Raw genomic sequence first — 19728 nt, 5'->3', positions numbered from 1 at the left:
GCAAAAGCGAGAAAAGCTGAAGGCTGCCCAAGGCAGCCTTCAGCTATGAAACATGTTTACCGGACACTAGTGACGCAGAGCGTGGGAACGATCAGGGTGCGGCGGGCGACGCGGACTCGCTAGAGGAGGAGTCTGCGGTGGCGGTGGGAAATGTTTGCGCGAAGGTTAAGATCACCACCGATGATTGGGTGCCTTCGCTGCGATGCCGCCCGACAAGTCAGTGCCTACCGGGGCTGCATGCATTTAAAACAGGTTAACAGGCTTCGCAACTGTCACTTATAACAGTTACCCACCATTCCCATTGAGCTTAGATTGGCCTCCGAAGGCAACGCCTTCATCCATCAACCTCAAGGAATGGGATTTTCACAATGAGCATCGAGCGCAGGCTAAAAACCCTACATAAAGATCACACTCTCGAAACCAATGACATCTTCAAATGGCGTTACAACGCCGTAGGTGAATTCATCGTGGCAAGTCATGCATACGCATACCTATGGGAGTCGATCTCAGGCAAGCTTCACTGGGTATGGGAGGGTTGGACCGGCTCTCATGACACCAACGACATCCGTTTTTATGACTTCTCCATCCCCTATATAGACGATGAAGTCATAGACCGCAGTTTCACCCTCGGTACAGATCGATTGACCTTTGATCATGCTTTTTCAACCGGGGATGGACAGCTCGGCATCACCCCTGCGCATTCAGCAACGGTCCATATCAAACTCGACCCGAAAACCGGACAAAGCGAGGGTTATTTCGAGACAGTCTTCCTGGGCATTCATCAATCGCCCAGAGGCGAGTTCTATTTCGAACGTAAAATCCCCTGACCTAGTGATGAAGGCGTGGCACCCCTGTGCCCGCCTTTCTAAAAACTCATTTCAAACTCACAATCTTCAGCTGACAGCGCGAACAAAATCCGCAACGCGCTTTGCAGCCAACGCCAGATGCTGCTCATGGCTAAACCCCGACGCCTTCAACGGCTTCAAATCATGATCCCCCGCCACCAGCCAAAACACCTCAATACTCGGTGACAGCGCGTAGCCCTCGATCGCTTCGCGATTGCCCAAGGCATCCCGCTCGCCCTGCACGATCAACGTGCGTGTCTTCAACGCCGCCAGATGCTCCACGCGCGGTTTTTCCGGTTTTCCCACGGCATAAAACGGATAACCCAGGCACACCGACGCATCGGCACCCAACTCATCGGCAAGCATGCTGGCGACTCGTCCGCCCATGGACTTGCCGCCAATGGCCAGCGGCCCGGTGACATGACGTCGCACCTGGTCATACACCTCGCGCCAGCACTCCAACAGCTTTGGCATCGGATTGGGCGGGCGTTTGCCGCCATCGACTCGCCGCTGGGCCATGTACGCAAATTCAAAGCGCAACACGTTGACGCCTTGTGCCACAAGGCGTGCGGTCATGTCATTCATCCAGTCGCTGTCCATCGGCGCACCGGCGCCATGGGCCAGGATCAGGGTTGCCGAGGCCTTGCCCGAAGCCGCATCCCACAACCATCCATGTTCACGCACGCACTGCGCCCATTGATCCCCGTCAATACCGGCCTTGTGCTGTTTGTCCATGCTTGCCTCGCTTTTAGTCTGCCTATAACTCCAGCCGAAGCGCCGCTTTGCTTCGACTGAACCGTGGATGGGGAACCATGAACACTTCTATCAGTACCGCCTACAACTATAAGGTGGTCCGCCAATTCGCCATTATGACGGTGGTGTGGGGCATCGTCGGCATGGGGCTCGGGGTTTTTCTCGCGGCCCAATTGGTTTGGCCCGAGCTCAACTTCAATTTGCCCTGGACCAGCTTCGGCCGCCTGCGCCCGCTGCACACCAACGCGGTGATCTTCGCCTTCGGTGGCTGCGCCCTGTTCGCCAGTTCGTTCTATTCAGTGCAACGCACCTGCCAGGCCCAGCTGTTTGCACCGAAAATCGCCGCGTTCTGCTTCTGGGGCTGGCAACTGGTGATTGTCCTGGCGGCGATCAGCCTGCCATTGGGCTACACCAGTTCCAAGGAATACGCCGAGCTGGAATGGCCGATCGACATCCTGATCACCATCGTCTGGGTCGCCTACGCCATCGTGTTCTTCGGCACGATCATGCAGCGCAAGACCAAGCACATCTATGTCGGTAACTGGTTCTTCGGTGGCTTCATCGTCACCGTAGCGATCCTGCACATCGTCAACAACATGGAACTGCCGGTCAGCTTCACCAAGTCCTACTCGCTCTACGCCGGTGCCACCGACGCGATGGTGCAGTGGTGGTACGGGCACAACGCCGTAGGCTTTTTCCTCACCGCCGGCTTCCTCGGGATGATGTACTACTTCGTGCCGAAACAGGCTGAGCGTCCGGTGTATTCCTATCGCCTGTCGATCGTGCACTTCTGGGCGCTGATCACCCTGTACATCTGGGCCGGTCCCCACCACCTGCACTACACCGCCTTGCCGGACTGGGCGCAATCGCTGGGCATGGTGATGTCGCTGATCCTGTTGGCGCCGAGCTGGGGCGGCATGATCAACGGCATGATGACCCTGTCGGGCGCCTGGCATAAGTTACGCAGCGACCCGATCCTGCGTTTCCTCGTGGTGTCGCTGGCGTTCTACGGCATGTCGACCTTCGAAGGGCCGATGATGGCGATCAAGACCGTCAACGCCCTCTCCCACTACACCGACTGGACCATCGGCCACGTACACGCCGGCGCGCTCGGCTGGGTGGCGATGATCTCCATCGGCGCGCTGTACCACATGATCCCGAAAGTCTTCGGACGCGAGCAGATGCACAGCATCGGCCTGATCAACGCGCACTTCTGGCTCGCGACCATCGGCACCGTGCTGTACATCGCCTCGATGTGGGTCAACGGCATCGCCCAAGGCCTGATGTGGCGTGCGGTGAACGCGGACGGCACGCTGACCTACTCCTTCGTCGAGACCCTGGTGGCCAGCCATCCGGGCTTCGTCGTGCGGCTGGTGGGCGGGGCGATTTTCCTCAGCGGCATGTTGCTGATGGCCTACAACACCTGGCGCACCGTGCGGGCCTCGCAGCCTGCTGACGTCGTCGCTGCCGCGCAGATGGCCTGAGGAGTCCGCCATGAAACACGAAACAATCGAGAAAAACGTCGGCCTGTTGCTGCTGTTGATGATCCTCGCCGTGAGCGTCGGCGGCCTGACCCAGATCGTCCCGCTGTTCTTCCAGGACGTGACCAACAAACCGGTGGAAGGCATGAAGCCCTACACCGCACTGCAACTGGAAGGTCGCGACATCTATATCCGCGAAGGCTGTGTCGGTTGCCACTCGCAGATGATCCGCCCGTTTCGCGCCGAGACCGAACGCTACGGGCACTATTCGGTGGCCGGTGAAAGCGTGTGGGATCACCCGTTCCTCTGGGGTTCGAAACGCACTGGTCCTGACCTGGCCCGGGTGGGCGCGCGCTACTCCGATGACTGGCACCGCGCGCACCTGTACAACCCGCGCAACGTGGTGCCGGAATCGAAGATGCCGGCCTACCCGTGGCTGGTGGCCAATCCGGTCGACAGCGGCCACACCGAAACCAAGCTCAAGACCATGCGCACCCTGGGCGTGCCATACACCGACGAGGACATCAGCGGCGCCGTCGCTTCGCTCAAGGGCAAGAGCGAAATGGACGCGCTGGTCGCCTACCTGCAAGTGCTCGGCACTGCGATCAAGAGCAAGAGGTGAGCCATGGTGGTTGAAATGAGTACTGGAATGATCCGCGGCCTGGGCACCGTCGTGGTGTTCGTGGCCTTCGTCGGCCTGACGCTGTGGGTATTCAACGCCAAGCGCAGCCCGCAATTTGCCGAAGCGCGCCTGCTGCCGTTCGCCGATGAGCCACAAGCCGAGACCCCCGAAGAATCCGCCACAAGGAGCACCCGGCCATGACCACTTTCTGGAGTACGTGGATCTGCGTACTGACCATCGGCAGCCTGATCGGCCTGACCTGGCTGCTGATCGGCACCCGCAAGGGCGAAACCAAGGGCAGCGTCGACCAGACCATGGGCCACAGCTTCGACGGCATCGAGGAGTACGACAACCCGTTGCCGCAATGGTGGTTCATGCTGTTCGCCGCTACCCTGGTGTTTGCCGTCGGCTATCTGATCCTCTATCCCGGCCTGGGCAACTGGAAAGGCCTCCTGCCCGGCTATGAAAACGGCTGGACCGGCGTGCACGAATGGGAAAAGGAGATGGACAGGGCCGACGCCAGGTTCGGGCCGATCTTCGCCAAGTTCGCCGCCATGCCGGTGGAAGAAGTGGCCAAGGACCCGCAAGCACTGAAAATGGGTGGGCGGCTGTTCGCCTCCAACTGCTCGGTGTGCCACGGCTCGGATGCCAAGGGTGCGTTCGGCTTCCCCAACCTGGCGGACAGTGACTGGCGCTGGGGCGGCGATGCCGACACCATCAAGACCACTATCCTGGGTGGACGCATGGCGGCCATGCCGGCCTGGGGCGAAGTGCTGGGCGAAGCGGGGGTGAAAAACGTGGCCGCCTATTTACGCCACGAACTGGCCGGGCTGCCACTGCCGGCGGACAACAAGGCCGATCTGCAAGCCGGACAGCAAGCCTTCAGCACCACCTGCACCGCCTGTCACGGCGCCAGCGGCCAAGGCACCGCAGCCATGGGCGCGCCAAACCTGACGCACCCGGCCGGCTTCATCTACGGCACCAGCCTGACCCAGCTCGAGCAAACCATCCGCCACGGTCGCCAAGGCCACATGCCGGCGCAGAATGAGTTGCTCGGCAACGACAAAATACAATTGCTAGCAGCTTATGTGTACAGCCTGTCGCAAGGACTGAATACAGAAAACCTGCAAGTCGAAAGCAAAAAGCAATAGTTCGCAACACCCGCGCTGCCGCATTCTTTCGGATGCGGCAGTTCCCCGTCCCTTTGCGACCCATTGTCGCACCCCGCCCAACCTCACCTTTCGAATCCCCGGATTCGGGTCTACGCTTGATCGATGCGGACTGGCCCGTGCCGGTTCCAGGTCATCCTTGCGCGATGTGTTCGCCCCATCGGCTGACTGACAGGCCGCAAAGGCCGGTAGACACCGGCTGTCGTGCCAAATGCCGTCGGTCGCCGATCAGGCGTTTTCAACACACCCCGTTACAAGTGATCTGAACCCTCTCGCTTTTTCCGTTCACTGCGACATTTTGTCCGAGGCCATTTTTGTCCTTACGCGGCGCATGGAAAGGCCGCAGAATCAGCATTTGAACGCATTGACCCAGGTCATGGCGCGTTGCAATGACCCCTTGCTTTCTCCATACTTGCGGCCGATTTTTAATCCTAATAAAACACCCAAACCGTGGAACCTTAGAATGAGCACAGCAATCAGTCCGACTGCTTATAACTATAAGGTAGTCCGCCAGTTCGCCATCATGACGGTGGTCTGGGGGATCCTTGGCATGGGGCTCGGTGTCTTCATCGCCTCGCAACTGGTCTGGCCGGAGTTGAACTTCGGTCTGCCGTGGACGAGCTTTGGACGTCTGCGCCCGTTGCACACCAACCTGGTGATTTTCGCCTTCGGTGGTTGTGCACTGTTTGCCACTTCCTATTACGTCGTGCAGCGAACCTGCCAAACGCGACTGATTTCCGACAGCCTCGCGGCCTTCACCTTCTGGGGTTGGCAAGCGGTGATCGTCGGCGCCATCGTTACCTTGCCGCTGGGTTACACCACCACCAAGGAATACGCTGAGCTGGAATGGCCGCTGGCTATTCTGCTGGCCATTGTCTGGGTCACCTACGGCCTGGTGTTCTTCGGCACCATCGTCAAGCGCAAGACCAAGCACATCTATGTGGGCAACTGGTTCTACGGTGCCTTCATCGTCGTGACCGCGATGCTGCACATCGTCAACCACATGTCGCTGCCGGTCAGCCTGTTCAAGTCCTACTCGGCCTACTCGGGCGCGACCGACGCGATGATCCAGTGGTGGTACGGCCACAACGCCGTAGGTTTCTTCCTGACCACGGGCTTTTTGGGGATGATGTACTACTTCGTGCCGAAACAGGCCGAGCGTCCGATCTACTCCTATCGCCTGTCCATCGTGCACTTCTGGGCACTGATCACCCTGTACATCTGGGCCGGTCCGCACCACCTGCACTACACCGCACTGCCGGACTGGGCCCAATCGCTGGGCATGGCCATGTCGATCATCCTGCTGGCTCCGAGCTGGGGCGGCATGATCAACGGCATGATGACCCTGTCGGGCGCCTGGCATAAGCTGCGCACCGACCCGATCCTGCGATTCCTGGTCGTCTCCCTGGCGTTCTACGGCATGTCGACCTTCGAAGGTCCGATGATGGCGATCAAGACCGTCAACTCGCTGTCGCACTACACCGACTGGACCATCGGCCACGTACACGCCGGCGCACTCGGCTGGGTAGCGATGATCTCGATCGGCGCGATCTACCACATGATCCCGAAACTGTTCGGCCGCGCGCAGATGCACAGCATCGGCCTGATCAACACGCACTTCTGGCTCGCGACCATCGGTACCGTGCTGTACATCGCCTCGATGTGGGTCAACGGCATTACCCAGGGCCTGATGTGGCGTGCAATCAACGATGACGGCACCCTCACCTACTCGTTCGTCGAAGCGCTGCAAGCCAGCCACCCGGGCTTCATCGTCCGCGCCCTGGGCGGTGCGTTCTTCGCCGCCGGCATGCTGTTCATGGCCTACAACGTATGGCGCACCGTACGCGCCTCGAACCCGGCTGAAGCCAAAGCCGCCGAACAGATTGCCGTAGTTGGAGCTCACTGATGAAGCATGAAGCAGTCGAGAAGAATATTGGCCTGCTGGCCTTCTTCATGGTTATCGCCGTCAGTGTCGGCGGCCTGACCCAGATCGTTCCGCTGTTTTTCCAGGACGTCACCAACAAGCCGGTCGAGGGCATGAAGCCCCGCCCTGCCCTTGAACTGGAAGGCCGGGACGTCTACATCGCCAACGGTTGTGTCAGCTGCCACTCGCAGATGATCCGCCCGTTCCGTGCTGAAACCGAACGTTACGGCCACTACTCGGTCGCCGGTGAAAGCGTGTGGGACCACCCGTTCCTGTGGGGTTCCAAGCGTACCGGTCCGGACCTGGCCCGCGTCGGCGGTCGTTACTCCGATGACTGGCAGCGTGCGCACTTGTACAACCCGCGCAACGTGGTGCCTGAGTCGAAAATGCCGGCCTACCCGTTCCTCGTGGAAAACAAGCTCGACGGCAAAGACACCGCCAAGAAAATGGAAGTGTTGCGCGCGCTCGGCGTCCCTTACACCGACGAAGACATCGCCGGTGCACAGGATGCCGTGAAGGGCAAAACCGAAATGGACGCGCTGGTGGCCTATCTGCAAGGCCTGGGCACCATCATCAAAAGCAAACGGTGATCTAAATGGATATCGGGATGATTCGTGGCCTGGGCACCGTTGTCGTGATGGTGGCCTTCATCGGTCTGGCGTTGTGGGTATTCAGCCCCAAGCGCAAGTCGGAGTTCGAAGACGCGACCTTGCTGCCTTTTGCGGATGATCCCGAAGCCATCAAGCACGTCGAGCAAGCTTCTAGGAGTAACAAAGAATGACTACATTCTGGAGTCTGTATGTCACAGTCCTCAGTCTCGGTACGATCTTTTCCCTGACCTGGCTGCTGCTGTCGACCCGTAAGGGCCAGCGCACCGAGTCGACCGAAGAGACGGTTGGCCACTCCTTCGACGGGATCGAGGAGTACGACAACCCCCTGCCGAAATGGTGGTTCATGCTGTTCGTGGGCACCATCATCTTCGCCCTGGGTTACCTGGTGCTGTACCCGGGCCTGGGCAACTGGAAAGGCCTGCTGCCGGGCTACAACTACCTCGATAACGAGAAGCAGACCGCGTTCGCCAACGGCCAGACCGGCTGGACCGGCGTTCACGAATGGGAAAAGGAAATGGCCCGGTCAGACGCCAAGTTCGGTCCGATCTTCGCCAAGTTCGCTTCCATGCCGATCGAAGAGGTAGCCAAGGATCCACAAGCGCTGAAAATGGGCGGCCGCCTGTTCGCCTCCAACTGCTCGGTCTGCCACGGTTCCGACGCCAAGGGTGCCTACGGCTTCCCTAACCTTACCGACGCCGACTGGCGCTGGGGCGGCGAAGCGGAAACCATCAAGGCCACCATCATGGGCGGTCGCCACGCGGTGATGCCGGCCTGGGCCGAAGTGATCGGCGAGCAAGGCGTGGCGGACGTTGCCGCTTTCGTCCTGACCAACCTCGATGGCCGCAAGCTGCCGGAAGGCACCAAGGCTGACCCGGTTGCCGGGGGCAAGCTGTTCGCGGCCAACTGCGTGGCATGCCACGGTCCGGCAGGCAAAGGCACCCCGGCCATGGGTGCACCCGACCTGACCCACCCGGCCGCGTTCATCTACGGCTCGAGCTTCGCTCAACTGCAGCAGACCATCCGTTACGGCCGTCAGGGCCAGATGCCTGCGCAAGAGCAAATGCAGGGCAACGACAAGGTTCACCTGCTGGCCGCCTACGTCTACAGCCTGTCTCATGGCGAGAAGGCTCCAGTGGCGGACGCCCAGTAAGGCACACGCCTGACGCGATAAAAAACGGCCCCGCCAATGAGAATTGGCGGGGCCGTTTTGTTTTGGGCGCCTGTTTCATAATCTGAAACCTATATTCGATGGGATTGCGCGCCGGTCAGGGGTAACGTCGACTGACCTGGCAACCGGCTCGAGGCGGGTTGGCCAGGACAAGGAAGTCAAACGTCATTACCCAAGGAATGCATACCATGTCTGATCAAGAACACATCGTTGACGACTGTAGGGGTCCGGTACTGCCTGAGCCTACAAAAGTAGAAATCGTTCCGACCGCTGAGCTCGTCACCACCGAGGGCGAAGCCCCCGAGAACACTGCGCAGCGTCGTGCCAACTTCGCTGCACCCAGCGGTGGCAAGGGCAACGGCGGCAAGGGCAGCGGGCTCGACAGCCTGGGGCAAGGTAACCTGCCTTAAGCCGTAACCCGTGAGCGCGGCGGATATCCGCTGCGCTCCGAAGCCAGGCCCACAGCGCGGCGGTGCAATAGCGTTGAGCTATAGTCAATTGACCTGCATCATGTTTTGTTACATTCGCTACACCATTCGGGTTTTTTCCCCAACGCGACCAAAGGTCGCACCCTTGAGCTAGAGCGACAGGCGTATCATTGCGCCACTGCAACACCTCTTTTTGACCGCGGTCGGCACGTACTGACCGAGGCATTTTTCCACTGCCGTGGGATGCAATGATGAGCAACCAGATTCCGGTACACGACGTCACCCCACCCAACAAGAACGCGAACAACAGCGTCGACCTCTACGCCTCCAGGGAAAAAATCTACACCCGCGCCTTCACCGGCCTGTTTCGCAACTTGCGTATGGCGGGCGGCGCTTTCCTGTTCCTGTTGTATTTCGGCACGGTGTGGCTCAACTGGGGCGGGCACCAGGCCGTCTGGTGGAATTTGCCGGAGCGCAAATTCTTCATTTTCGGTGCCACCTTCTGGCCACAGGATTTCATCCTGCTGTCCGGCATGCTGATCATCGCCGCCTTCGGCCTGTTCTTCATCACGGTGTACGCCGGCCGGGTCTGGTGCGGCTACACCTGCCCGCAGAGCGTCTGGACCTGGATCTTCATGTGGTGCGAAAAGATCACCGAAGGTGACCGCAACCAGCGCATCAAACTCGACAAGGCGCCGATGAGCGCCAACAAGTTCCTGCGCAAATTCAGCAAGCACAGCCTGTGGCTGTTGATCGGTTTCGTCACCGGCATGACCTTCGTCGGCTACTTCTCGCCGATTCGCGAATTGACCATCGACTTCTTCACCGGAGAAGCGGATGGCTGGTCGTATTTCTGGGTCGGTTTCTTCACGCTCGCCACCTACGGCAACGCCGGCTGGCTGCGTGAGCAGGTGTGCATCTACATGTGTCCGTACGCGCGCTTCCAGAGCGTGATGTTCGACAAGGACACGCTGATCGTCTCCTACGACCCGCGCCGTGGCGAAAGCCGTGGCCCGCGCAAGAAAGGCATCGACTACAAGGCCCAGGGCCTGGGCGACTGCATCGACTGCACCATGTGCGTCCAGGTCTGCCCGACCGGCATCGACATCCGCGACGGCCTGCAGATCGAGTGCATTGGCTGCGCGGCGTGCATCGATGCCTGCGACGCCATCATGGACAAGATGGAGTACCCGCGCGGCCTGATCAGCTACACCACCGAGCACAACCTGTCCGGGCAGAAAACCCATAAACTGCGCCCGCGCCTGATCGGCTATGCCGTGGTGCTGATGGCGATGATCGGGGTGCTGGTGACCGCGTTCTTCATGCGTTCGCTGGTCGGTTTCGACGTCAGCAAGGACCGCGTGCTGTACCGTGAGAACGCCGAAGGCCGGATCGAGAACGTCTACAGCCTGAAGGTCATGAACAAGGACCAGCGCGACCACACCTATTTGCTCGAGGCCAGCGGCTTGCCGGACCTCAAGCTGCAGGGCCGGCGCGAGATCAAGGTCGCGGCCGGCGACATCATCAGCCAGCCGGTCGAACTGTCCGTGGCCCCGGAACAATTGCCATCGAGCACCAATGAGGTGAAATTCATCCTCAAGGACGCCGATGACGCCAGCATCCACGTTGAAGCCAAGAGCCGATTCATCGGCCCACAAAATCGTTGAGAGAAGTGATCATGTCCGCAGCAACTGCCGCAAGTCCCTGGTACAAGCACCTTTGGCCGTGGATCATCATCGGGATCCTGGCTTGCTCGGTGACCTTGACCTTGTCCATGGTGACTATTGCGGTGAAGAACCCGGACAACCTGGTCAACGACAACTACTACGAAGCTGGCAAAGGCATCAACCGTTCCCTGGACCGTGAACTGCTGGCGCAGACCCTGCTGATGCGCGCCAGCATTCATCTGGATGACGTGACCGGTGAAGTCGACCTGCGCCTGAGCGGCAATAGCCAGCCTGCAACGCTTGAGCTGAACCTGATCTCGCCGACGCAACCGGAGAAAGATCGCAAGATCACCCTCACCCGCAGCGACACCGAACAGGGCCGCTACATCGGCCAGTTGAACGACAAGATCGAAGGCCGGCGCTTTATCGAATTGCTGGGCAGCCAGGACGACCACATCTGGCGCATGTTCGAGGAAGAACTGGTCAACCACGACAAAGAGCTGCTGCTGGGTGATGAGCCGCTGCAAGGCGCGGAAGACCTGAAGAAATAAAGCCGCGCTTCGCGCATCGCTGGCAAGCCAGCTCCCACAGTGATTGGCGGTGTTGTTCGATTTTGCGATCAATACAAAACCATGTGGGAGCGGGCTTGCCCGCGAAGAGGCCCTATCCGGCAACAGAGAACCCGCGGCATTAATGAAAACCTCATGACCACCCCAACCCCCTGCTACCACTGCGCCCTGCCCGTCCCCTCCGGCAGCCGCTTCACCGCCGTCGTGCTCGGGGAGTCACGGGAATTCTGCTGCCCGGGATGCCAGGCCGTGGCCGAAGCCATTGTCGCAGGCGGGCTGCAAAGCTATTACCAGCATCGCAGCGAAGCCTCGGCCAATCCCGAAGCGCTACCCGTGCAATTGGTCGACGAACTGGCGCTGTACGACCGCGCCGACGTGCAGCAACCCTTCGTTCGCCACGAAGGCGAACTGGCCGAAACCACGCTGCTGATGGAAGGCATCAGTTGCGCCGCCTGCGGCTGGCTGATCGAGAAACACCTGCGCACCTTGCCCGCCGTTGCCGAAGCGCGCCTGAACCTCTCCAACCATCGCCTGCACGTGCGCTGGGCCGACGGGCAATTGCCGCTGAGCCGGGTGCTCGCCGAGCTGCGCCACATCGGCTACGCTGCCCACCCCTACCAGGCGGACCGCGCCAGCGAACAACTGGCCAGCGAAAACCGCCTGGCCCTGCGCCAGCTCGGCGTAGCCGGGCTACTGTGGTTCCAGGCGATGATGGCGACCATGGCCACCTGGCCGGAATTCAACATCGACCTCAGCCCCGAGCTACACGCCATCCTGCGCTGGGTCGCGCTATTCCTGACCACACCGATCGTTTTCTACAGTTGTGCGCCGTTCTTCAAGGGCGCCATGCGCGATCTGCGCACGCGCCACCTGACCATGGACGTTTCGGTGTCGCTGGCCATCGGCAGTGCCTACATCGCCGGGATCTGGACCTCGATCACCGGCGTCGGCGAGCTGTATTTCGATGCCGTCGGCATGTTCGCCCTGTTTCTGTTGGCCGGGCGTTACCTGGAACGACGAGCCCGGGAACGCACCGCCGCCGCGACCGCGCAACTGGTCAACCTGCTCCCCGCTTCCTGCCTGCGCCTGGGCGCCGACGGCCAGAGCGAGCGCATCCTGCTGAGCGAACTGCGGGTTGGCGATCAAGTGCTGGTGCATCCGGGGGCGATCCTCCCGGCCGATGGCAAAATCCTCGACGGCCAGTCGAGCATCGACGAATCACTGCTGACCGGCGAATACCTGCCGCAGCCACGCACGCCGGGTGACGCCGTCACCGCCGGGACCCTGAACGTGGAGGGCCCGTTAACCGTCGAAGTCCTGGCCCTCGGTCATGACACCCGTCTCTCGGCCATTGTCCGTCTGCTGGATCGTGCCCAGGCGGAAAAACCCCGCCTGGCGGAAATCGCCGACCGCGCGGCGCAATGGTTCCTGTTGCTGACACTGATCGCCTGCGCCTGTATTGGACTGTTGTGGTGGGAACTGGACCCGTCACGCGCCTTCTGGATTGTACTGGCGATGCTCGTCGCGACCTGCCCGTGCGCCCTGTCCCTGGCCACGCCGACCGCGCTGACCGCCGCCACCGGCACCTTGCACAAGCTCGGCCTGCTGCTGACCCGCGGCCATGTGTTGGAAGGCCTGAACCAGATCGACACGGTGATCTTCGACAAGACCGGCACCCTCACCGAAGGCCGCCTGGCGCTGCGCTCGATCCGCCCCCTCGGCGCCCTTGGCAGCGATCAATGCCTGAGTCTCGCCGCCGCGCTGGAAAACCGCTCCGAACACCCGATTGCCCGCGCTTTTGGCCGCGCGCCGCTGGCCGCCGAGGAAGTGCACAGCACGCCAGGGCTTGGCCTTGAAGGACTGGTTAGCGAACAGCGCCTGCGTATCGGGCAGCCCGGTTTTGTTTGCGAACTCAGCGGCGCGGCGGTGCCATCGATGCCCGATGAACCTGGGCAATGGCTCCTGCTCGGCGATCAACAAGGACCGCTGGCCTGGTTCGTGCTCGATGACCGCTTGCGCGCCGACGCCCCTGCCGTGCTGGCGGCCTGCAAGGCCCGCGGCTGGCGCACCTTGTTACTGTCCGGCGACAGCTCGCCGATGGTCGCCAATGTCGCGGCCGAATTGGGCATCGATGAAGCCCGTGGCGGCTTGCGTCCAGACGACAAGCTGCAAGTCCTGCAACAACTGCACAAGGAAGGGCGCAAGGTGTTGATGCTCGGTGACGGGGTCAACGATGTGCCGGTACTGGCCGCCGCCGACATCAGCGTGGCCATGGGCTCGGCCACTGACCTTGCGAAAACCAGCGCCGACGCCGTGCTCCTGTCCAACCGCCTCGATGCCCTGGTGCAAGCCTTCAACCTGGCGCGGCGCACCCGTCGAGTGATCATCGAGAACTTGCTGTGGGCTGCGCTGTACAATGGCCTCATGTTGCCGTTCGCCGCCCTCGGCTGGATCACGCCGGTGTGGGCCGCGGTTGGCATGTCGCTCAGTTCGTTGACCGTGGTGCTCAACGCCCTGCGCCTGACTCGCCTGCCGAGCGCGCCGGCTGCACGCACCACGCCAGAAACCCGCCCGCTGCCGGCCTGAGCCGCGCGGGCATGGAGTCAAGATGCCAGCTCTCTATGTGATGATTCCGGCCGCGCTGTTGATCGTGGCCATCGCTGTCTACATCTTCTTCTGGGCAGTCGACAGCGGTCAGTACGACGACCTCGACAGCCCGGCCCACAGCATCCTGTTCGACGACCAGGACCCGAACCACACCGCGGCGGTCGACGAGGCCAGCGGCCAACCGCCCAAACCCGACGACAAGGCGCCGCCCCATGCTTGAATTGGCGCCGCTGCTGGTGTCGGCGGTCATCCTCGGTTTACTCGGTGGCGGTCATTGCCTGGGTATGTGCGGCGGCTTGATGGGCGCATTGACGCTGGCCATCCCCAAGGAACAGCGCAGCCGGCGCTTTCGCCTGCTGCTGGCCTACAACCTGGGGCGCATCCTCAGCTATGCCGCCGCCGGCCTTTTGATCGGCCTGGCCGGCTGGGCGGTGGCCAACAGCCCGGCGGCCATGTTCATGCGCGTGCTCGCCGGCCTGCTGCTGATCGCCATGGGCCTGTACCTGGCCGGCTGGTGGAGCGGCCTGACGCGCATCGAAAGCCTCGGTCGCGGCCTGTGGCGGCATATCCAGCCGGTGGCCAACCGACTGCTGCCGGTGTCGAACCTGCCTCGCGCGCTGTTGTTGGGCGGGCTTTGGGGCTGGCTGCCGTGCGGTCTGGTCTACAGCACCTTGCTGTGGTCGGCCAGCCAGGGTAATGCGTTGGACAGTGCGTTGCTGATGCTGGCGTTCGGGCTAGGTACGTGGCCGGTTTTGCTCGCCACGGGATTGGCGGCTGAACGGGTGACGGCGCTGTTGCGCAAACGCAGCGTGCGCATGGCGGGTGGGTTGTTGGTGATGCTGTTTGGGATCTGGACCTTGCCGGGGCCGCATCAGCATTGGTTGATGGGGCACTAGATCGGCGGCGCGCCCATCGCGGGCAAGCCCGCTCCCACAGGATCAGCGTTGAACCACAATCCTGTGCTCACTCAAGATTTGTGGGAGCGGGCTTGCCCGCGCTGGAGCCCGTACAAACAACACAATTATCCACCCTTGACGCAAATCAAGATCCCCAAACGCCCCACCCCCTAGACTGGCCCACACTGCCAGCCTATCCGGGGGAATGCCCGCATGATGCTCGACGCCATTCGTTGGGACACCGATCTGATCCGCCGTTATGACCTGGCGGGACCGCGCTACACCTCCTACCCAACCGCCGTGCAATTCCACAGCCAGATCAGCCCGTTCGACCTGCTGCATGCCCTGCGCGACAGCCGCAAGGCTGTGCGCCCGTTGTCGCTGTACGTGCACGTGCCGTTTTGCGCGAACATTTGCTACTACTGCGCCTGCAACAAGGTGATCACCAAGGATCGCGGCCGGGCGCTGCCCTACCTGCAGCGCCTGGAGCAGGAAATCCAGCTGGTCGCCTGCCACCTGGACCCCGCGCAAAAAGTCGAGCAACTGCATTTCGGCGGCGGCACACCAACTTTTCTCAACCACGACGAACTGCGTCAGTTAATGGCGCACCTGCGCAAGCACTTCAATTTGCTCGATGACGATAGCGGTGACTACGGCATCGAAATCGACCCTCGCGAAGCCGACTGGTCGACCATGGGCCTGCTGCGCGAACTGGGTTTCAATCGGGTCAGCATCGGCCTGCAAGACCTTGACCCGGCCGTGCAGCGCGCGGTCAATCGCCTGCAGAGCCTGGAAGAAACCCGCGCGGTGATCGACGCCGCCCGGACCCTGCAGTTTCGCTCGATCAACATCGACCTGATCTACGGGCTGCCCAAACAGACCCCGGAAAACTTTGCCCGCACCGTTGACGAAGTCATCAGCCTGCAACCGGACCGCCTCTCGGTGTTCAACTATGCGCACCTGCCGGACCGCTTCATGCCGCAACGGCGGATCAATATCAACGAGCTACCGACCCCGGCGCTAAAACTGCAGATGCTGCAGCGCACCATCGAGCAACTGACCGCCGCCGGTTACCGCTATATCGGCATGGACCACTTCGCGCTACCCGACGATGAATTGGCAATTGCCCAGGAGGAATCGACCCTGCAACGCAACTTCCAGGGCTACACCACCCACGGCCATTGCGATTTGATCGGGCTGGGCGTATCAGCGATCAGCCAGATCGGTGATTTGTACTGCCAGAACAGCAGCGATCTGAACCAATACCAGAACACCTTGGCCTCTGCGCAATTAGCGACCAGCCGCGGCCTGTCGTGCAACGCCGATGACCGTCTGCGCCGCGCGGTGATCCAGCAGCTGATCTGCAATTTCAGCCTGGAGTTCGCCCAGATCGAACAGGCCTTCAACATCGATTTTCAAGGCTATTTCGGCGAACTTTGGCCACAACTGCAGGGCATGGCCAAGGATGGCCTGATTGAGCTGACCAGCGAAAGCATCAATGTGTTGCCGGCAGGTCGCTTGCTGGTTCGCTCGGTGTGCATGGTGTTTGACGCCTACCTTGAACAACACAGTCGCCAACGGTTTTCCCGAGTGATCTAAACCCTGCGGCAAATCCGCCGCGTGCTGGCATCAACGTCCTGCAGTGGGTTACCCTTACGTCTTATGTGTGTTTTCCCACAAGGATTGAAGAAATGTCTGAGCCAGTAAAACTGCGCGCTCACAATCAGGCCCATTGCAAGGATTGCAGTCTGGCCCCGCTGTGTTTGCCACTTTCTCTGAATCTGGAAGATATGGATGCGCTGGACGAAATCGTCAAACGTGGCCGCCCGCTGAAAAAGGGTGAGCTTCTGTTCCGCCAGGGCGACAAGTTCGACTCAGTCTACGCCGTGCGCTCCGGCGCCCTGAAGACCTTCAACCTGAGCGATGCCGGCGAAGAACAGCTCACCGGCTTCCATTTGCCGAGCGAGCTGGTCGGGCTGTCGGGCATGGACACCGAAAAACACCCGGTGTCGGCGCAAGCGCTGGAAACCACCTCGGTGTGTGAAATCCCCTTTGAACGCCTCGACGAACTGGCCCTGCAGCTGCCGCAACTGCGCCGTCAGCTGATGCGCGTGATGAGCCGCGAGATCCGTGACGATCAGCAGATGATGCTGCTGCTGTCGAAAAAGACCGCCGACGAACGCATCGCCACCTTCCTGGTCAACCTGTCGGCGCGCTTCCGTGCCAGGGGCTTCTCGGCCAATCAGTTCCGCCTGAGCATGTCGCGCAACGAAATCGGCAACTATCTGGGCCTGGCGGTGGAAACCGTGTCGCGGGTGTTCACGCGCTTCCAGCAGAACGAACTGATCGCCGCCGAGGGCAAGGAAATCCGCATCCTCGACCCGATCCAGCTGTGCGCCCTGGCCGGTGGCTCCCTCGAAGGCTGATTCGGCAGATCGCGGCTGAGCGAAACGGTTCAGCCGCCGTTATACTGCGTCGTTTGCAGCCTGCCAGGACACCTTCGATGGTCTTCGACTCCTTCGACATCAAATCCCTCATCCGCCCCGTGATCGACTTTCCGAAGCCCGGCGTGATCTTTCGCGACATCACCCCGCTCTTCCAGTCGCCCACGGCCCTGCGCCTGGTAATGGACAGTTTCGCCCACCGCTATGTCGAGGCGGACTTCACCCACATTGGCGCCATGGATGCCCGGGGTTTCCTGATCGGCTCGGTGCTGGCTTATCAGTTGAACAAGCCGCTGGTGCTGTTTCGCAAGCAAGGCAAGTTGCCGGCCGACGTTCTGGCCGAAGCCTATGCGACCGAGTACGGCGAAGCGTTTCTTGAAGTGCACGCCGACAGCCTGTGCGAAGGCGATTCGGTGGTGATGTTCGATGACCTGATCGCCACCGGCGGTACCCTGATTGCGGCGGCGAACCTGATTCGCCGCATGGGTGCGCGGGTGCATGAAGCGGCGGCGATCATCGATTTGCCGGAGCTGGGTGGTTCGCAGCGCCTGGAAGACATGGGGATTCCTACTTTTTGCCTGACGCAATTTGCATTGAGCGATAAGTAAGCGGCGTCTGCACTGACGCCTTCGCGGGCAAGTCGGGCCGCCGCATATCTTTAGAGAGAAATCGGCTTACGCCCCGCAAACGAATGCGCCAGCGTCCCGCCATCCACCAACTCCAGCTCGCCGCCCAGCGGCACGCCATGGGCGATGCGCGAAGCGATCAGGCCTTTGCTGCTGAGCAACTGGGCGATGTAGTGCGCGGTCGCTTCACCTTCCACGGTCGGGTTGGTGGCGAGGATGACTTCAGTAAACGTGCCCGCCTCCTCGATCCGCGCCATCAATTGCGGAATGCCGATCGCCTCCGGCCCCAGCCCGTCGAGCGGCGACAGATGGCCCTTGAGCACGAAGTAGCGGCCACGGAAACCGGTCTGTTCCACGGCGTAGACATCCATCGGCCCTTCCACCACGCACAGCAAGGTGTCGTCGCGGCGGGTATCGGCGCATTGCGGGCAGAGGTCGTCTTCGGTCAGCGTGCGGCACTGACGGCAGTGACCGACCCCATCCATGGCCTGGTTCAGGGCCAGTGCCAGGCGCGAGCCGCCACTGCGATCACGCTCGAGCAACTGCAACGCCATGCGCTGGGCGGTTTTCTGACCCACACCTGGCAAAACTCGCAGGGCGTCGATCAGTTGGCGAATCAAAGGGCTGAAGCTCATGGGGAAAAGTCCGACGATAACAACGAGACGCGGTTTATACCCGCGCCTCTGTTGAGCGTCAATTAGTCGTTGGGTGCGACCCGCACCACCAGTTTGCCAAAGTTGCGACCTTCCAGCAGCCCGATGAATGCCTCGGGCGCCTGCTCCAGGCCATCGACCACGTCTTCGCGAAACTTCACCTTGCCATCACGCACCCACGGCGCCATCGCGCTGATGAATTCTGGCTGACGGTCACCGTAGTCGTCGAACACGATAAAGCCCTGGATTCGCACACGCTTGGTCAACAACGTGCGCTGCAATTGCGGCAGGCGATCCGGGCCGCTCGGTGCCTCGCTGGCGTTGTAGGAAGCAATCAGGCCACAGAGCGGAATCCGCGCCTTGGGGTTGAGCAACGGCACCACGGCGTCGAACACCTTGCCGCCGACATTTTCGTAATAGATATCGATGCCCTTGGGACACGCCTTCGCCAGCTCGTCGACGAAGTCCGGGCTCTTGTGGTCGATGCAGGCATCGAAGCCCAGTTCCTCAGTGACATAACGACATTTTTCCGCCCCTCCGGCCACGCCGACCACCCGCAGGCCCTTGATTTTCGCCACCTGGCCCACCACCGAACCCACGGCGCCCGAGGCCGCCGCCACCACCAGGGTCTCGCCTTCTTTTGGCTGGCCGATGTCCATCAAGCCCATGTAGGCGGTCATGCCCGGCATGCCGAGCACACCCAGGGCCATGGAGGGGCTGGGCAACCCCGACGGCACCGGAATGATGCTGCGACCGTCGTTGATGCTGTGGCTCTGCCACCCCGTGGCGCCAACCACCAGGTCGCCTTCGTGGAACTTGGGATGCAACGAACGCTCAACCCGGCTGACAGCACCACCGGTCATCACTTCGCCGATTTCCACCGGTGCGGCATAAGACGGCGCGTCACTCATGCGCCCACGCATGTAGGGGTCCAGTGACAAATAGAGAGTCTTGAGCAGCACCTGACCCTCGGCCAGATCGGGTAGCGCGACCCGCTCCATCCGGAAATTCTCCGGCGTCGGTGCGCCGACAGGGCGCGAGGCCAGGACGATACGTTGGTTGAGGGTCATGGGGTCGGACATCTCAGCGTCTCCTGTGATCGATGAATTCGGCGGTATAGGGAGCAGACCTTGGTGGCGGTATGGCGTTCGATGTTTATTCCTGGCACAGGATCGTTCCCACGCTCTGCGTCACTAGTGTCCGATAAAAACCAAAGGGGGAGCTTGCTCCCCCTTGCTGTTGGCGATCATCAGCCATAATCAGAC

The 19728-nt window shown here is 61.2% G+C and carries 21 protein-coding genes; 18 read left to right on the top strand and 3 right to left on the bottom strand.

The window, feature by feature from the left end; all coding sequences use genetic code 11:
* Positions 1-368 precede the first annotated feature (368 nt).
* Positions 369-827: a hypothetical protein gene (locus ACIO0C_RS30505; RefSeq protein WP_401318130.1), complete on the top strand. Its 459-nt coding sequence runs from the start codon at positions 369-371 to the stop codon at positions 825-827.
* Positions 828-893: 66 nt separating this feature from the next.
* Here the strand turns inward: ACIO0C_RS30505 and ACIO0C_RS30500 are convergent, their stop codons facing one another.
* Complete coding sequence (locus ACIO0C_RS30500) at positions 894-1580, bottom strand: alpha/beta family hydrolase (protein ID WP_401318128.1); 687 nt, start codon at positions 1578-1580, stop codon at positions 894-896.
* A 77-nt stretch (positions 1581-1657) separates the two neighbouring features.
* Between ACIO0C_RS30500 and ccoN (ACIO0C_RS30495) the strand changes: the two genes are divergently transcribed.
* The 17 genes from ccoN (ACIO0C_RS30495) to ACIO0C_RS30415 all read left to right on the top strand — a co-directional run bounded on the left by ccoN (ACIO0C_RS30495) (position 1658) and on the right by ACIO0C_RS30415 (position 17792).
* Positions 1658-3082: a cytochrome-c oxidase, cbb3-type subunit I gene (ccoN, locus tag ACIO0C_RS30495; RefSeq protein WP_401318126.1), complete on the top strand. Its 1425-nt coding sequence runs from the start codon at positions 1658-1660 to the stop codon at positions 3080-3082.
* A 10-nt stretch (positions 3083-3092) separates the two neighbouring features.
* On the top strand, positions 3093-3701 hold the full coding sequence (ccoO, locus tag ACIO0C_RS30490; protein ID WP_008057899.1) for a cytochrome-c oxidase, cbb3-type subunit II: 609 nt from the start codon (positions 3093-3095) through the stop codon (positions 3699-3701).
* Between the two features lie 3 nt (positions 3702-3704).
* Positions 3705-3902, top strand: coding sequence for a cbb3-type cytochrome oxidase subunit 3 (locus ACIO0C_RS30485; protein ID WP_401318124.1), 198 nt, complete (start codon positions 3705-3707; stop codon positions 3900-3902).
* Positions 3899-4852, top strand: coding sequence for a cytochrome-c oxidase, cbb3-type subunit III (gene ccoP, locus ACIO0C_RS30480; protein WP_401318121.1), 954 nt, complete (start codon positions 3899-3901; stop codon positions 4850-4852). The genes ACIO0C_RS30485 and ccoP (ACIO0C_RS30480) overlap by 4 nt, the downstream gene beginning before the upstream one ends.
* A 481-nt stretch (positions 4853-5333) precedes the next feature.
* Positions 5334-6776, top strand: a complete 1443-nt coding sequence (gene ccoN / locus ACIO0C_RS30475) for a cytochrome-c oxidase, cbb3-type subunit I (RefSeq protein ID WP_008057893.1) — start codon at positions 5334-5336, stop codon at positions 6774-6776.
* Positions 6776-7384: a cytochrome-c oxidase, cbb3-type subunit II gene (ccoO, locus tag ACIO0C_RS30470; protein ID WP_401318119.1), complete on the top strand. Its 609-nt coding sequence runs from the start codon at positions 6776-6778 to the stop codon at positions 7382-7384. Before ccoN (ACIO0C_RS30475) ends, ccoO (ACIO0C_RS30470) begins: the two co-directional genes overlap by 1 nt.
* A 5-nt stretch (positions 7385-7389) precedes the next feature.
* Positions 7390-7575 carry a CcoQ/FixQ family Cbb3-type cytochrome c oxidase assembly chaperone gene (locus tag ACIO0C_RS30465; RefSeq protein WP_003175465.1) on the top strand — a complete coding sequence of 62 codons (186 nt, stop codon included), beginning with the start codon at positions 7390-7392 and terminating at the stop codon, positions 7573-7575.
* The gene (gene ccoP / locus ACIO0C_RS30460) at positions 7572-8555 is read left to right on the top strand and encodes a cytochrome-c oxidase, cbb3-type subunit III (protein ID WP_401318116.1); all 984 of its coding nucleotides are present in this window, start codon (positions 7572-7574) and stop codon (positions 8553-8555) included. The genes ACIO0C_RS30465 and ccoP (ACIO0C_RS30460) overlap by 4 nt, the downstream gene beginning before the upstream one ends.
* Before the next feature lie 206 nt (positions 8556-8761).
* A complete protein-coding gene (locus ACIO0C_RS30455; protein WP_401318114.1) occupies positions 8762-8983 on the top strand; it encodes a hypothetical protein in 222 nt (73 codons plus the stop codon).
* 269 nt (positions 8984-9252) lie between these two features.
* Positions 9253-10668, top strand: coding sequence for a cytochrome c oxidase accessory protein CcoG (gene ccoG, locus ACIO0C_RS30450; protein WP_401318111.1), 1416 nt, complete (start codon positions 9253-9255; stop codon positions 10666-10668).
* Positions 10669-10679: 11 nt separating this feature from the next.
* On the top strand, positions 10680-11219 hold the full coding sequence (locus ACIO0C_RS30445) for a FixH family protein (RefSeq protein ID WP_401318109.1): 540 nt from the start codon (positions 10680-10682) through the stop codon (positions 11217-11219).
* A 153-nt stretch (positions 11220-11372) separates the two neighbouring features.
* Positions 11373-13823: a heavy metal translocating P-type ATPase gene (locus ACIO0C_RS30440; protein WP_401318106.1), complete on the top strand. Its 2451-nt coding sequence runs from the start codon at positions 11373-11375 to the stop codon at positions 13821-13823.
* 22 nt (positions 13824-13845) lie between these two features.
* Complete coding sequence (gene ccoS, locus ACIO0C_RS30435) at positions 13846-14064, top strand: cbb3-type cytochrome oxidase assembly protein CcoS (protein ID WP_401318103.1); 219 nt, start codon at positions 13846-13848, stop codon at positions 14062-14064.
* On the top strand, positions 14057-14740 hold the full coding sequence (locus ACIO0C_RS30430; protein WP_401318100.1) for a sulfite exporter TauE/SafE family protein: 684 nt from the start codon (positions 14057-14059) through the stop codon (positions 14738-14740). Before ccoS ends, ACIO0C_RS30430 begins: the two co-directional genes overlap by 8 nt.
* A gap of 216 nt (positions 14741-14956) precedes the next feature.
* Positions 14957-16339 (top strand): oxygen-independent coproporphyrinogen III oxidase, encoded by a 1383-nt coding sequence (gene hemN / locus ACIO0C_RS30425; protein ID WP_401318132.1) that lies wholly within the window; start codon positions 14957-14959, stop codon positions 16337-16339.
* A gap of 92 nt (positions 16340-16431) precedes the next feature.
* The gene (gene fnr / locus ACIO0C_RS30420; protein ID WP_401318098.1) at positions 16432-17166 is read left to right on the top strand and encodes a fumarate/nitrate reduction transcriptional regulator Fnr; all 735 of its coding nucleotides are present in this window, start codon (positions 16432-16434) and stop codon (positions 17164-17166) included.
* Positions 17167-17243: 77 nt separating this feature from the next.
* A complete protein-coding gene (locus ACIO0C_RS30415) occupies positions 17244-17792 on the top strand; it encodes an adenine phosphoribosyltransferase (RefSeq protein ID WP_401318095.1) in 549 nt (182 codons plus the stop codon).
* Between the two features lie 50 nt (positions 17793-17842).
* Here ACIO0C_RS30415 and recR read toward each other — a convergent pair whose 3' ends face one another.
* Together recR and ACIO0C_RS30405 are read right to left on the bottom strand one after the other, a co-directional pair.
* Positions 17843-18445 (bottom strand): recombination mediator RecR, encoded by a 603-nt coding sequence (recR, locus tag ACIO0C_RS30410; RefSeq protein ID WP_008057867.1) that lies wholly within the window; start codon positions 18443-18445, stop codon positions 17843-17845.
* A gap of 62 nt (positions 18446-18507) precedes the next feature.
* Positions 18508-19545 (bottom strand): NADP-dependent oxidoreductase, encoded by a 1038-nt coding sequence (locus ACIO0C_RS30405; protein ID WP_401318092.1) that lies wholly within the window; start codon positions 19543-19545, stop codon positions 18508-18510.
* Positions 19546-19728 lie beyond the last annotated feature (183 nt).

This window comes from Pseudomonas sp. NPDC087336 (genome assembly GCF_044744285.1).
Taxonomy (GTDB): Bacteria; Pseudomonadota; Gammaproteobacteria; order Pseudomonadales; family Pseudomonadaceae; genus Aquipseudomonas.
The sequence above is the reverse complement of the archived record's forward strand: the minus strand, read 5'-3'. Positions and strand labels throughout refer to the sequence as shown.